The sequence below is a fragment of the Methylobacterium sp. WL64 genome (assembly GCF_008039945.1).
GTDB lineage: Bacteria > Pseudomonadota > Alphaproteobacteria > Rhizobiales > Beijerinckiaceae > Methylobacterium.
This window is the reverse complement of the sequence record NZ_VRVA01000012.1, coordinates 66,115-79,572: the sequence shown is the minus strand read 5'-3', so window position 1 is coordinate 79,572 and position 13,458 is coordinate 66,115. Positions and strand designations below refer to the sequence as shown.

11 protein-coding genes are annotated in these 13,458 nt (G+C 68.5%); 5 read left to right on the top strand and 6 right to left on the bottom strand.

Features of this window, described 5'->3' with window-relative positions; genetic code table 11:
* Positions 1-13: 13 nt before the first annotated feature.
* Complete coding sequence (locus FV242_RS09005) at positions 14-781, bottom strand: alpha/beta fold hydrolase (RefSeq protein ID WP_147938685.1); 768 nt, start codon at positions 779-781, stop codon at positions 14-16.
* Positions 782-951: 170 nt separating this feature from the next.
* Here FV242_RS09005 and FV242_RS09000 point away from each other — a divergent pair, with 170 nt between their 5' ends.
* From FV242_RS09000 to FV242_RS08990, 3 genes are all read left to right on the top strand, one after another.
* Complete coding sequence (locus FV242_RS09000; protein WP_187278368.1) at positions 952-2,175, top strand: glycosyltransferase family 4 protein; 1,224 nt, start codon at positions 952-954, stop codon at positions 2,173-2,175.
* A gap of 228 nt (positions 2,176-2,403) precedes the next feature.
* Complete coding sequence (gene infC, locus FV242_RS08995) at positions 2,404-2,925, top strand: translation initiation factor IF-3 (protein WP_007561393.1); 522 nt, start codon at positions 2,404-2,406, stop codon at positions 2,923-2,925.
* 98 nt (positions 2,926-3,023) lie between these two features.
* Positions 3,024-3,809 carry a molybdopterin-synthase adenylyltransferase MoeB gene (locus FV242_RS08990; protein ID WP_147938684.1) on the top strand — a complete coding sequence of 262 codons (786 nt, stop codon included), beginning with the start codon at positions 3,024-3,026 and terminating at the stop codon, positions 3,807-3,809.
* Here FV242_RS08990 and FV242_RS08985 read toward each other — a convergent pair.
* The 5 genes from FV242_RS08985 to rpmI form a co-directional block, all read right to left on the bottom strand.
* Positions 3,798-4,679 (bottom strand): DUF1186 domain-containing protein, encoded by an 882-nt coding sequence (locus tag FV242_RS08985; RefSeq protein WP_147938683.1) that lies wholly within the window; start codon positions 4,677-4,679, stop codon positions 3,798-3,800. The two genes, FV242_RS08990 and FV242_RS08985, sit on opposite strands and share 12 nt — an antisense overlap.
* 10 nt (positions 4,680-4,689) lie before the next feature.
* Positions 4,690-7,110: a phenylalanine--tRNA ligase subunit beta gene (gene pheT / locus FV242_RS08980; RefSeq protein WP_147938682.1), complete on the bottom strand. Its 2,421-nt coding sequence runs from the start codon at positions 7,108-7,110 to the stop codon at positions 4,690-4,692.
* 322 nt (positions 7,111-7,432) lie between these two features.
* The gene (gene pheS / locus FV242_RS08975; RefSeq protein ID WP_147938681.1) at positions 7,433-8,515 is read right to left on the bottom strand and encodes a phenylalanine--tRNA ligase subunit alpha; all 1,083 of its coding nucleotides are present in this window, start codon (positions 8,513-8,515) and stop codon (positions 7,433-7,435) included.
* A 164-nt stretch (positions 8,516-8,679) separates the two neighbouring features.
* Positions 8,680-9,057: a 50S ribosomal protein L20 gene (gene rplT, locus FV242_RS08970; RefSeq protein WP_147905880.1), complete on the bottom strand. Its 378-nt coding sequence runs from the start codon at positions 9,055-9,057 to the stop codon at positions 8,680-8,682.
* 50 nt (positions 9,058-9,107) lie between these two features.
* Positions 9,108-9,311: a 50S ribosomal protein L35 gene (gene rpmI / locus FV242_RS08965; protein WP_007561407.1), complete on the bottom strand. Its 204-nt coding sequence runs from the start codon at positions 9,309-9,311 to the stop codon at positions 9,108-9,110.
* A gap of 374 nt (positions 9,312-9,685) precedes the next feature.
* Here rpmI and FV242_RS08960 point away from each other — a divergent pair, with 374 nt between their 5' ends.
* Both FV242_RS08960 and FV242_RS08955 read left to right on the top strand, forming a co-directional pair.
* Positions 9,686-10,816: a glycosyltransferase family 4 protein gene (locus tag FV242_RS08960; protein ID WP_147938680.1), complete on the top strand. Its 1,131-nt coding sequence runs from the start codon at positions 9,686-9,688 to the stop codon at positions 10,814-10,816.
* 148 nt (positions 10,817-10,964) lie between these two features.
* Positions 10,965-13,307: a glycogen debranching N-terminal domain-containing protein gene (locus FV242_RS08955; RefSeq protein WP_147938679.1), complete on the top strand. Its 2,343-nt coding sequence runs from the start codon at positions 10,965-10,967 to the stop codon at positions 13,305-13,307.
* The last annotated feature ends 151 nt before the right edge of the window (positions 13,308-13,458 follow it).

Here is a 13,458-nt window from a genome sequence, read left to right as displayed (position 1 = left end):
AGACCGTCTTCGGTCAGCTGATTGCTGCCACCGCCGCCACGAGCCGCGCAATGTCCTGCGGTCGTGACAGGCGGTGGTCTCCGTCCGCGATCAGCGTGAGCACGGTACCCTCGGCGGGAAGGCGGCTCACCGTTTTCAGGGCGTGCTGGTACGGCACGTCCGGGTCGCACATCCCCTGCAGGATGTGGACGGGGCAGGCAGGGTCGAACGGGTGCTCGAGCAGCCTGTTGCTCCGGCCGTCCTCGATCAGCGCCAGGGTGATCGGATCTGGCTCCGGCGCATAGTCGCTTGGCCTCCGGAGCACGCCGTCTCGCGTCAACGCTGCGCGGGCGGGCCCGTCGAGATTGGACCAGATCAGATCCTCGGTGAAGTCCAGGGCCGGTGCGATCAGCACCAGTGCCGCAGTCGTCTGGCCGCGTGCGGCGCGGTCGCGGGCGGCCAGGCTTGCGATCCAGCCGCCCATCGACGAACCGACCAGGATCGGCGGCTCGGGCACGTAGGCCGACAGGACGGCTTGCGCGTCCTCCAGCCAGGACGAGATGGTGCAGTCGGCGAAGGTGCCGCCGGAGGCGCCGTGGCCGGCATAGTCGAACCGCACCAGGGCGCGCTTTTCCTTGGTGGCCCACGCGTCCAGGGCCGCGGCTTTTGTGGCGGTCATGTCGGAGCGGAATCCCCCGAGCCAGACCACCGGGGGCCCGGCGCCCTCTCGAAACCGCACGGCGATCTTGCGTGCGGCGTCACCTTCACCGACGCTGATGAAGGTCGGCCCTGTATCGGTCATCGATCTCTCCGGTAGGCCTATCTCGGGCTTGAAGAAGTCCATCCCTGACCGGATCGGCTTCAACCTGCGTTTACCAGACCGTAAAGCGCGACCGCGATGCTGGGGCAATGGGTACCAGCATGTTGCAGATGCCGGCGGGAGGCTTGCGTCTCCACGCCGAACGAGCGCGGATGGGTGATGTGACGCGCGGCCTGACGGGCTTCCCCGCCGAAATCGATGTCCTTGCGGGCGCCCGCGTCCTGCAGATCATCCCGGAACTCGAGGCCGGTGGCGCCGAGCGGACGACCGTCGACGTGGCCGGCGCCTTGGCCGCGGTGGGCGCCCGGGCCCTGGTCGCCACCGAGGGCGGCCGCCTCATCGGCGAGCTTCAGGCGAAGGGCGGGCATTGGCTCCGTTTCCCGGCCGCGTCGAAGAATCCGGTCGGCATGGCGGTGAACGTCGTGCGGCTGATGGCGCTGTGTCGGCGAGAGGGCGTGCAGATCGTCCACGCCCGGTCGCGGGCGCCGGCCTGGGTCGCGCTCGGGGCCGCACGCCGGCTCGGCCTGCCGTTCGTCACGACCTACCATGGCAGCTATTCCGGCCGGACCGGCGTGAAGGTGCTGTACAATTCCGTGATGGCCCGGGGCGACGTGGTGATCGCCAACTCGCGCTACACCGCCGACCTGATCCATCGCCTGCACGCCGAGCAGGCCGGCGATCGCGTGCGGGTCATCCACCGGGGCACGGATCTCGCGGTGTTCAATCCGGTGGCGGTGGGCGCCGGACGGGTCGAGGCGCTGCGTCGGGCCTGGAACGTGGCACCCCACGAGCGGGTGATCCTGCTCGCTGCCCGCCTGACCGCCTGGAAGGGGCATCGGGTGCTGATCGACGCCGCGGCGCAGATGCGGGATCGGGGCGTGCCGGACCTCGCGGTGGTGCTCGCCGGAGACCCGCAAGGCCGGACGTCCTACGAGCGCGAGCTCGATGCGCTGATCGCCGCCCGCGGCCTGGGCGGCATCGTGCGCCGGGTCGGCCACTGCACCGATATGCCCGCGGCGTTCCGCGCGGCGTCCGTGGTGGCCGTCCCGTCGGTGGAGCCGGAGGCGTTCGGCCGCTCGGCCGTGGAAGCCCAGGCGCTGGGCACGCCTGTGGTCGTCTCCGATCTCGGCGCGGTCCCCGAGACGGTGCTGGCGCCGCCGGACGTCGCGTCCGGCCAGCGGACCGGCTGGCGGGTTCCACCCGGCGATGCCGGCGCCCTTGCCGCAGCTCTCACCGAAGCCCTGTCTCTCGGTGCCAGCGCCCGCGATGCGCTGGTCCGGCGCGGGCGCGCCCATGTGGAGGCGAATTTTTCGCTTGAGCGCATGGCCGGCGACACCCTGGCCGTCTACGCCCAGCTGCTGGGGCGGCAGAGCTGAGAAACCCGCGCCTTTGGGCACGGTGGGCCGGCCAGACGACCACGGGGTGCCGATTATTTCACCGACCACGCCGGCGACCCGTTGACTCTCGTGGAGCTTCCTCCAACGTAGTAGGTCCGGGACAGACCGGAACGGCTGGCGGTCAGGGGATCCACGGAACGGGTCGCCAGATCCGCCGTTTCGTCGTTGCAGCAGGAGACCGAAGCCATTCGTAGACCGATGAGAGCCATGCCGGCCCCGCAGAAGGACGGGCCGCGCGCCAACCGCGACATTCGCGGGGTGCGGGAAGTGCAGCTGATCGACGATACCGGGCAGAACCGCGGCGTCGTCCCCTTCTTCGATGCGCTGACTCTTGCTGAGGAGGCCGGCCTCGATCTCGTGGAGATCGCGCCGAACTCGGTGCCGCCCGTCTGCAAGCTGCTCGATTACGGGCGCTTCCGCTTCAACGAGCAGAAGAAGCAGAATGAGGCGCGCAAGCGGCAGAAGACCGTCGAGGTCAAGGAGATCAAGCTCCGCCCCGGCATCGACAAGCACGATTACGATACCAAGATGAAGTCGGTTCATCGCTTCTTCGAGGAAGGCGACAAGGTCAAGGTGACCCTGCGCTTCCGCGGTCGTGAGATGGCTCACCAGGATATCGGTCTGCGCCTCCTGGAGCGCGTGAAGAACGAGACGGCCGAGATCGCCAAGGTGGAGAGCGAGCCGATGCTCGAAGGCCGCCAGATGATCATGATCCTCGCGCCGCGCTGATCCGCTCGGCCACAGCGATTTACGCCGCCTCCTGACCCGGGGCGGCGTTCGTATTTGTAGCGCTTCCGCAAAGCGGCGGAGGCGACTATCTCCTGACTATGGCCCTCGCTCCCGAAGAGATCGAACGCTACGCCCGTCACCTTGTCCTGGCCGAGGTCGGTGGCCCCGGGCAGGCACGCCTCAAGGCGGCCCGGGTGCTGGTGATCGGGGCAGGGGGGCTCGGCGCGCCGCTGATCCAGTATCTTGCGGCCGCCGGCATCGGCACGATCGGCATCGTCGACGACGACACCGTCTCGCTGTCGAACCTGCAGCGCCAGGTGATTCACGGCACGCCGGATCTCGGCCGGCCGAAGGTCGAGAGCGCGGCCGACGCGGTCGAACGCCTCAACCCGCACGTGGCGGTGATCCAGCACCCGTTCCGCATCACGCCGGACAATGCCGTCGACCTGATCGCGGGCTACGACCTCGTCGCCGACGGCTCCGACAACTTCGCCACCCGCTACGCCGTCTCGGATGCCTGCTTCCACGCGCGGCGACCGCTGGTCACGGCGGCGCTCGGCCGGTTCGACGGCACGCTCACCACGATCCGGGCGCATGGGTCCGATCCGGACGGCAAGCCGAACCCGACCTATCGCTGCCTGTTCCCGAACCCGCCGCCGCCCGGCAGCGTGCCGGCCTGCGCCGAGGCCGGTGTGCTCGGGGCGCTGGCCGGCGTGATGGGCTCGCTGATGGCCATGGAGGTGATCCGCGCCGTGGCCCAATTCGGCGAACCGCTGGTCGGGCGCCTGCTCATGGTCGACGCCCGCTCGATGCGATTCGAGACGCTGCGCTACGGCTGGGACCCGGACAATCCGCTCAGCGGCACCGCGGCCTCAGCTCAGTAGAGCGCCCGGCGGCATCCACGGGCCGTCAGTCTCCGCCTTGCCGAGGCAGCACTTCTTGAACTTCTTGCCCGAGCCGCAGGGACACGGATCGTTGCGACCGACATCCTTGAACGGGTTGCGCTGCGGCTCGCCGGCGCCCTCCGCGGTCCAGTCGAGCGCCTCGACCGGATCGTCGAGATAGCCGTACTGGTAGGGCCCGAGCCGGTCCCGGTCCTCCGGCTTGGTCTCGGCCTTGCGCAGCGCCTCCTTGAACCAGGCCGCGTCGCTGATCTCGTCGGTGATCCGCCCGTCCGCCCGAGCCGCCGCGGCACGCGGGGCGAGATCGCGAAAGCCCAGATGTGCGATCGCCTCCTCCCAGCCGACCCAGGCCGGTCCCTCCTCGACGGCCGCCTGCGCGTCGTCGAAGCGGACCAGCAGGTCGTGCATCGCCTCGCGCGCGATCCGGCCTTCCAAAGCCAGGAAGGTGCAGGCTGACAGCAGCGCCATGCGGGTGAGGTCATCGACCGTGCTGTCGAGGATCAGCCGGAACAGCGGCAGTTGATCGCCGTCGAACAGGCTCGCCACGACCTTGGACAGCGTCGCCGTCACGGCGTCGCCCAGGATCGCGTCGAGCGTTTCCTCGTCCTGCCGGAGGAGCTTGAGGAGCGGCGCGAGGGCGCGCGTATCCCGGGCATGCGCCAGGACGTGCACGCCCCAGAACAGGAGGTTGGCGTCCTCCGGCGAGACCTCCCGCCCCTCGGCCGCGGCTTCGAGCAGCGGCAGAGTCGCATCGGCGATCTCGGCCGGATGTCCGAGCGCTTCCCGCAGCGCCTTGGTCGGCAGGTGCTCGGACGCCGCCAGGTCCTCAATAAGCGCTGCGATCCGGTTCATGCCGTTTTCCTTAGGACCGCAGGGTCGCGCCGGTCCGGCGCGAGACTTCCGTGACGATCTTGGCGCTCACCGCCTCGATCTCGGCATCGGTGAGGGTGCGCTCCACCGGCTGCAGGCGAACCGCGATGGCCACCGACTTGGACCCGTCCGGCACGCCGGTCCCCTCGTAGAGGTCGAAGACCTCGACGCCGGTGACCAGCTTGCGCTCCGCCCCTTGCGCCGCCTTGACGATGTCGCCTGCCGGGACGTCGCGGTCGACCAGGAAGGCGAAGTCCCGGGACAGCGGCTGGAACTCGGAGAGGGCCAGAGCGGGCTTGGCCTTGGTCGGCTTGTGCTTGGGCAAAGGCAGGGCGTCGAGCACGATCTCGAACGCCACCAGGCTGCCCTTGAGGTCGAGGGCCTGCAGGGTCCGCGGATGGACCTCGCCGAACCAGCCGATCTCGGATTTCGGCCCGAAGCGCAGCGTGCCCGAGCGTCCGGGGTGGAGCCAGGACGGGCCGCCTGCCGTAACCTGGAGGCCGCCGGTCGGAACGCCGAGGGCGCCCAGCAGGGCGAGGGCGTCGGCCTTCGCGGCGAAGACGTCCACCGTCCCGGCCGAGCCGTCCCAATGGCGCCCGGCACCCGTCAGGGTTGCGCTGCCGCGACGCACTGCGGCGGCGCGGATGCTCTGCCCTTCCGGCTCGTCCGAGGCGAAGCACTGACCGACCTCGAACAGGGCCGCATCCGGATAGCCGCGGTCGGCGTTGCGCTGCGCCGCCCGCAGCAGACCCGGCACCAGGCTCGGGCGCATGTCCGACAGTTCGGACGCGATCGGGTTGGCGAGCACGAGGTCGGCGCCGCCCCCGCCGAACAGCTCGGCATCGGAATGCGGGACGAAGGACCAGGTCACCGCTTCCATCAGGCCGCGACTCGCCAGGGCCCGCTTGGCCGTCCGGGTGCGCTTCTGCATCACCGTGAGCAGCGGCCGGCCGATCCCGGCAATCCGCGGCAGCGGCTTCGGCTCGATCCGGTCCAGGCCGGCGATACGGATGACCTCCTCGACCAAGTCGGCCTTGCCCTCGACATCGGGCCGCCAGGACGGCGTCAGGACCTCCACCCGGTCGCCGGTGCCGGAGATTTGGAAACCCAGCGTCTCCAGGATCAGCTTGATCTCGGTCTGCGGCAGTTCGATGCCGGCCAGGCGCCGCACCTCGGTCCACGGGAAATCGATGATCCGCTCCGATTCCGGGGGCTCGCCGGCGATCGTCGCCTGGGAGGGCGTGCCGCCGCACAGATCGACCACGAGGCGCGTGGCGAGGTCCAGGCCGGGGAGCGTGAAGGCCGGGTCGACGCCGCGCTCGAACCGGTAGCGCGCATCGGTGATGATGCCGAGCCGGCGCCCGGACTGGGCGATGTTGGCCGGGTCCCACAGCGCCGATTCAATCAGCACGTCCGTGGTGGACTCGTCGCAGCCGGAGGCCTGGCCACCCATGATGCCGGCTATCGATTCGACGCCGGCTTGATCGGCGATCACCACGGTGTCGTCGGTGAGCGTGTAGGTCCGTCCGTCGAGCGCCAGGAGGCTTTCGCCTCCGTGGGCCCGCCGCACCGTCAGGTTGCCCGAGACCTTGGCGGCGTCGAACACGTGCAGCGGCCGGCCGCGATCGAAGGTGACGTAGTTGGTGATGTCCACGAGGGCGTTGATCGGTCGAAGACCGATCGCCCGCAGCCTGGCCTGCATCCAGGCCGGCGACGGACCGTTCTTCACGCCGCGCACGAGTCGAAGGGCGAAGAGCGGGCAAAGTCCGCGATCCTCCGGCGCGAGGGCCAGGTCGACCTCGACCGGGCAGGGACCTTCGCCGCGCACGCCCGGCGCGGCCTCGTGCTTGAGGCTGCCGATCCCGGTCGCCGCGAGGTCGCGGGCGATGCCGTGCACCGAGGTGCAGTCCGGACGGTTCGGCGTCAGGTTGATCTCGATGACCGCATCGTCGAGCCCGGCATAGAGGGCGTAGCCCTGGCCGACCGGCGCATCGGCCGGGAGTTCGAGGATGCCATCATGGTCCTCGCCGAGTCCGAGTTCCGCCCCCGAGCACAGCATGCCGTGGCTCTCGACGCCGCGGATCGTGCCGACCGAGAGGGTGATCGCCTTCCCGGGCACATAGGTGCCGGGCGGCGCGAACACCGACACGAGACCCGCGCGTGCGTTCGGCGCACCGCAGACCACCTGGATCGGCACGCCCGCCCCGGTCTCGACGGTGCAGACCCGCAGACGGTCGGCGTTCGGATGCTGCTCGGCTGTCAGGATCCGGGCGACGACGTAGGGCTTGAGCGCGGCCGCCTTGTCCTCGACGCCCTCGACCTCGAGGCCGATGCGCGTCAGCGTCTCGGTGATGGTGTCGAGGGAAGCCTCGGTGTCGAGGTGGTCCTTGAGCCAGGAGAGGGTGAATTTCATCGATCGTAACCTCTTGGCTCAGGAGAGCCGGGCTTTCGTTATGAGGAGGATAGCCAGCTTGCGGCGCTGGTCGTCGCCCAGGGACTCAAGGGCCTCCACGGCCTCTCGGGCGCGAGCCATCGAAACAAAGACCGTGGGAGACGGTGTAATAGACAGTGCTCACGGCACGTCGCAGCGGTGCCGTGCGCAAGTTCATCCGACCGCTCTGGTGGGCTGGCATTTCGGCCACTTCAAGAAGATCGGAGATGATGGAATTGCCGAGACGCGGCATTACGGATCTCCGCGCTCGCACTCGTCATCATGGTCCCCCCCAAACCTCTCCCTACCCCGTCAGACCGCCGATCAGGCTCGGCACGTCGAGCGGCCGGAAACCGTAATGGTCCAGCCAGCGGACATCCGCCTCGAAGAACGGACGCAGGTCCGGCATGCCGTACTTGAGCATGGCGATGCGGTCGATGCCGACCCCGAACGCGAAGCCCTGCACCGCGTCCGGATCGAGGCCGCAATTGCGCAGGACGTTCGGGTGGACCATCCCGCAGCCCAGGATCTCCAGCCAGTCGTCGCCCTCGCCGAAGCGAATCTCGCCGCCCTTGCGGGAGCACTGGATGTCGACCTCGGCCGACGGCTCGGTGAACGGGAAGAACGATGGGCGGAAGCGCATCTTCACCCCATCGACCTCGAAGAACGCCTTGCAGAACGCCTCCAGCACCCATTTCAGGTTCGCGATGTTGGCTGCCGTGTCGATCACCAGGCCCTCGACCTGATGGAACATCGGCGTGTGCGTCTGATCGGAATCGTGCCGGTAGGTCCGGCCCGGGATGATCACCCGGATCGGCGGCGTCTGCGACCGCATCGTGCGGATCTGGACGGGTGACGTGTGGGTGCGCAGCACCTTGCGCTTTCCTGCATGGTCGGCCGCCAGGAAGAAGGTGTCGTGCATCTCGCGCGCCGGGTGGCCGGGCGGGAAGTTGAGCGCCGTGAAGTTCAGTTCGTCGGTCTCGATATCGGGGCCTTCCGCGACGGCGAAGCCCATGTCGGCGAAGATCGCCGTGATCTCGTCGATCACCTGGGTGATCGGATGGATCCGGCCGCGGACCTCCGGGGCCTCGCGCAACGGCAGCGTCACGTCGACCCGCTCGGAGGCGAGGCGTGCCTCCAGCGCGGCTTCCATCAGGACGGTCTTGCGGGCGGTGACGGCGCCCTGGATCCGGTCGCGCAGGCCGTTGATCAGGGGCCCGCGCTCCTTGCGCTCGTCCGGCGTCATCGCGCCCAGCGTCTTCAGCAGGTCCGAGACGCTGCCCTTCTTGCCCAGCGCGGCGACGCGCACCGCGTCGAGGGCCGCCTCGTCAGAGGCCGCCGTCACCTGAGCCAGGAGGTCGCGTTCGAGGGTATCGAGATCGGTCATCGCTGCCTTCGAGCAGGGTTGTCGGAGCCGCCGTCGCGGCGTGCTCTCGCGCGTTGTTCGCCGTCGCGCAAGCGCGCGCGTGGCCGGGGCGTGCCCCGGGAACGCAGAAGGCGCGACTCTCGGGGGAGAGCCGCGCCTTCCTGTGTCTCGCCGAGGGCCTGAAGTCAGGCGGCCTTGGCGGTGGTCTCGGGGAGGGCGGCCTTGGCCTTCTCGACCACGGCGGCAAAGCTCGCCGGCTCGTGGATCGCCAGCTCCGACAGCGCCTTGCGGTCGACGATAATGCCGGACTTGGCAAGACCGTTGATGAAGCGCGAATAGGTTAGGCCATGCTCCCGTACCGCCGCGTTGAGGCGCTGGATCCAGAGGGCGCGGAACGTACGCTTCTTGTTCTTGCGGTCGCGATAGGCATACTGCATGCCCTTCTCGACCGCCTGCTTGGCGATGCGGATGGTATTCTTGCGCCGGCCGTAATAGCCCTTGGCGGCCTTCAGAACTTTTTTGTGCTTCGCGTGACTGGTCACGCCGCGTTTGACGCGGGCCATCGGTTATCTCCTGGTTTCGACGAAAGACAGTGGCAACGGGTGTCGAAGGCTTACCGTGCGTTCGGCAGGAAGTACTTCTTCACATTGGCGGCATCGCCCTCGAACAGGGTCGTGGTGCCGCGCAGGTTGCGGATCTGCTTGGTCGTCCGCTTGATCATCCCGTGGCGCTTGCCGGCCTGGGCGTACATCACCTTGCCGGTGCCGGTGATCTTGAAGCGCTTCTTGGCGCCTGATTTGGTCTTCAGCTTGGGCATTTGGCTCTCCGTTGCGCGAAAATCCCTCCGGGCCGACCCGTGAGGGTCGGATGAGGTGTGCGCGATGATGCTTCTGGTGGAGCAGCACGAGCCGCCACGGCAGCCCTATCGGCCGGGCGGTTCGACGCGGGGCGGCTTATGACAGAAACGCGAAGCCACGGCAACGGCTTCGGTGGCATCGGGGTGCGCCGCAGCCGAAGCCCGAGGGTGGGCGCGCATCGGGGAATGCGGGGACAGCTTCCGCGCTGCACAAAAGTTATCGAGACAACCTGCAGGCGCAGGAACCATAACCTTGGCCGTCGGTTTCATTCATGTCCCGCTCAGGCCGGCAGGGTTAGATCTTTCGCCAAAGTCGGCCAACCAGGAGACACTTCGTGCGCATTGCCCAAATCGCTCCGTTGTCGGAGGCCGTCCCTCCGAAGTTCTACGGCGGCACCGAGCGCGTCGTCAGCTGGATCACGGAAGAACTGGTCCGCCAGGGCCACGACGTCACCCTGTTCGCCAGCGGCGATTCGGAGACGTCGGCCAAGCTTGCGGCCTGCACGCCCGAAGGCCTGCGTCTGCTCGGCTACCGGGATCACACCGCCAGCCACCTGGCTATGCTGCATCAGGTCCATCGCCGGGCGCACGAGTTCGATATCCTGCACTTCCACATCGATCTGCTTCAGTATCCGATGTTCGAGGATCTGAACCACAAGTGCATCACCACGATGCATGGTCGTCTCGACGTTCCGGACTTCATGCCCGTCTACCGCACCTTCACCGGCATGCCGCTCGTGTCGATCTCCGACAACCAGCGCGAGCCGATGCCGCCGAACGTCAACTGGCTGGCCACGATCCATCACGGCCTGCCGTCGCAGAACTGCCCGTACACCCCCGAGGCCGCCGGCGGCTACCTGGCGTTCCTGGGTCGCATCTCTCCGGAGAAGCGCCCCGACCGTGCCATCGAGATGGCGATTCGTTCGGGCACGCCGCTCAAGATCGCCGCCAAGGTCGATAAGGCGGACCAGGATTACTGGGACGAGGTCATCGAGCCGATGACCCATCACCCGCTGGTCGAGTACATCGGCGAGATCAACGAAGAGCAGAAGAAGGCCTTCCTCGGCAACGCCCTGGCGCTCGCCTTCCCGATCGACTGGCCGGAGCCCTTCGGCCTCGTCATGATCGAGGCGATGTCGGCCGGAACCCCGGTGATCGCGTTCCGGAACGGCTCCGTGCCTGAGGTGATCAAGGACGGTGTCAGCGGCGTGCTCTGCGAGACGATGGACGACGCGGTGAACGCGGTGGCCAAGGTCAAGACCATAAGCCGCGAGGGCGTGCGCCGCCACTTCGAAAGCCAGTTCACCGCTGAGTGCATGGTCAAGAAGTATGTCGCCGCCTACGAGGAGCTTCTGTCCCGGGGCGCCGACGTGATCCAGATGCAGAAGTCCGGGTTCCAGCCGCATTACGGCGACGTCAACGGCTCCGCGCGTCCGGCCATCTCGGTCGCCGCGATGCTGGCCTAAGATTCGGCATCGGGCTTGCGAGGGACGGCCAGCCCGGCCTAGCGTCGCAAAGGCGCCTCATCCGAATGGTCACGAGGGCCGCCGCATCAGTACCGATGCGGCGGCCCTCTTGATTCGTACCCCTCACACGCACTCGGAGACGTTCTGCATGGCGGCGGAGAATACGGCGGCCCACGATGCGACCGCGCGGACACAGGGCGGCACCGTCTCGGTGGCGCCCGGCTTCCAGGACGCTGACGATGTGCTGCCGACCTACCACATCGAGGCCCACACCTCGCTGGTCGAGCGCCCGCTGCGGGCCCTGAAATTCGGCGAGGCGTTCGGGGTCCTGGACTCCTACGGGGATATCGGCGTCCAGCCCGGGCCGGAGGGCCTGTACTTCCAGGACACCCGGTATCTGTCCCGCCTCGAGCTCACGGTGGAGGGCCAGCGTCCGCTGATGCTGTCCTCGGTCATGCAGGACGACAACGGCGCTCTGAGCGTCGACATGACGACGCCCGACATCCGCCTCGACGCCCACGACGAGACCTCGATCCCGCGCGAGACCATCGCGATCGAGCGCACCAAGTTCCTGTTCCGGGGCGCCTGCTACGACCGCATCGGCCTGCGCTCGTTCGATTCGAAGCATCGGCGCCTGCGCATCGCCATCACGTTCGATGCCGATTACCGCGACCTGTTCGAAGTGCGCGGCACGGACCGCAAGGAGCGTGGCAAGCGCGGCGTGCTGGTCGCGAGCGACCGGGAAGTGCAGTTCCGCTACGTCGGGCTCGATGAGATCGTGCGGACGACGTCGCTCCACTTCGGCCCGAAGCCGGACGTGATCGAGCCGGGCCGCGTCGCCTTCGACGTGTCCCTGCCGCCGGAGGGCCGTGCTTCCCTGTTCATCCGCGTGGCCTTCGAAGCCCACCGGGCCTTCACCAAGCCCCCGGGTGCCGAGATGGTCGGCGAGGACGCGGCCGCCAAGCTGACCCTGGCGGCGAATGTCGGCGGCGCCCGTCGCGAGCCGAAGGACCTCGCCGAGGGCATGATCTTCGCCCGGGCCTATCGCGATTCGCGCCGGGACCTGCGCGAGCTGACGGCGGGGATCACCACGATCATCTCGTCGAACGACCAGTTCAACGAGGGCCTGTGCCGGGCCACGGCCGACCTCTACATGCTGGCGAGCCGCACGCCGGAGGGGATCTACCCGTTCGCCGGGATCCCATGGTACTCCACGGTGTTCGGCCGCGACGGCATCATCACCGCCATGATGGCGCTGTGGATCGATCCGAAGTTCGGCCGCGGCGTCCTGCGCTACCTCGCGGCGACCCAGGCCCGGGCGGTCGATCCGGCAGCCGATGCCCAGCCCGGCAAGGTACTGCACGAGACCCGCCGGGGTGAGATGGCGATGCTCGGCGAGGTGCCCTTCCGTCATTACTACGGCACCATCGACGGCACGCCGCTCTTCGTGATGCTGGCCTGGGAGTACTACGCCGTCACGGGCGATCTCGAGACCATCCGGGCGATCTGGCCGTCCCTGGAACTCGCCCTCGAATGGATGGACCGGTACGGCGATCGCGACGGCGACGGCTTCGTCGAATACGCCCGCGACACCGACAAGGGCCTGGAGAACCAGGGCTGGAAGGACAGCCACGATTCGATCTTCCACACCGACGGCCAACTCGCCAAGGGGCCGATCGCGCTGTGCGAGGTGCAGGGCTACGTCTACGCCGCCAAGAACGGCATGGCCAAGCTCGCGGCTTTGCTCGGGCACGATCCGATGGCCGAGCGCCTGTCGCATGAAGCCACCGCCCTGCGCGAACGCTTCGACGCCGCGTTCTGGAACGAGGAGATCGGCACCTACGCACTCGCGCTGGACGGCTCCAAGAAGCAGTGCGCCGTGCGCTCGTCGAATGCCGGGCACGCGCTGTTCACCGGAATCGCCAAGCCGGAGCGGGCCGCCCGGGTCGCCGAGACCCTGCTGGGCAAGGACGGCTTCAACGGCTGGGGCGTGCGCACCATCGCCAAGGGCGAGGCGCGCTACAATCCGATGTCGTACCACAACGGCTCGATCTGGCCGCACGACAACGCCCTGATCGCGATGGGGCTGGCCCGCTACGACCGCAAGCACGAGGCGGCGCGCATCTTCCAGGGGATGTTCGACACCTCGCTCTACCAGGACCAGAAGCGGCTTCCGGAGCTGTTCTGCGGCTTCATGCGCCGGCGCCAGCGCGGGCCGGTGGCATACCCAGTGGCCTGCAGCCCGCAGGCCTGGGCGGCGGCGGCACCGTTCGCGTTCCTGGCCGCCTGCCTGGGCCTGGAGCTCGATCACGACCGCAACAGCGTCCGGCTGAAGAACCCGGTCCTGCCCGGCTTCCTCGACGGTGTGACGCTCTACAACGTCAAGCTGGGGCACTCGCGCCTGGACATCCGGTTCCAGCGCTACGACGACGACGTCACGGTCTCAGTGCTGCGCCGCCACGGTGACGTGCAGCTGATCGTGACGAAGTAGGCGGGCCCGCCAGCCGCCGCGGCCCGATGACGGCGCCGCGGCGGTCCGTGGCCGAGGCCAGCCCACGGCCTTTCGTGGCAGGTCGAGGACGGAACCGCTGGCCGCCCTTTCCTGGCCGCCTGCCGGGTCGGTGGAAGGCGATCCGGTGTCC

Bases quoted from the DNA above. Each gene is read 5' to 3' on its own strand.
- infC (WP_007561393.1), top strand. From the start codon at position 2,404: ATGCCGGCCCCGCAGAAGGACGGGCCGCGCGCCAACCGCGACATTCGC.
- FV242_RS09005 (WP_147938685.1), bottom strand. From the start codon at position 781: ATGACCGATACAGGGCCGACCTTCATCAGCGTCGGTGAAGGTGACGCC.
- pheS (WP_147938681.1), bottom strand. From the start codon at position 8,515: ATGACCGATCTCGATACCCTCGAACGCGACCTCCTGGCTCAGGTGACG.
- rpmI (WP_007561407.1), bottom strand. From the start codon at position 9,311: ATGCCCAAGCTGAAGACCAAATCAGGCGCCAAGAAGCGCTTCAAGATC.
- FV242_RS09000 (WP_187278368.1), top strand. From the start codon at position 952: ATGGGTGATGTGACGCGCGGCCTGACGGGCTTCCCCGCCGAAATCGAT.
- FV242_RS08955 (WP_147938679.1), top strand. From the start codon at position 10,965: ATGGCGGCGGAGAATACGGCGGCCCACGATGCGACCGCGCGGACACAG.
- rplT (WP_147905880.1), bottom strand. From the start codon at position 9,057: ATGGCCCGCGTCAAACGCGGCGTGACCAGTCACGCGAAGCACAAAAAA.
- FV242_RS08985 (WP_147938683.1), bottom strand. From the start codon at position 4,679: ATGAACCGGATCGCAGCGCTTATTGAGGACCTGGCGGCGTCCGAGCAC.
- pheT (WP_147938682.1), bottom strand. From the start codon at position 7,110: ATGAAATTCACCCTCTCCTGGCTCAAGGACCACCTCGACACCGAGGCT.
- FV242_RS08990 (WP_147938684.1), top strand. From the start codon at position 3,024: ATGGCCCTCGCTCCCGAAGAGATCGAACGCTACGCCCGTCACCTTGTC.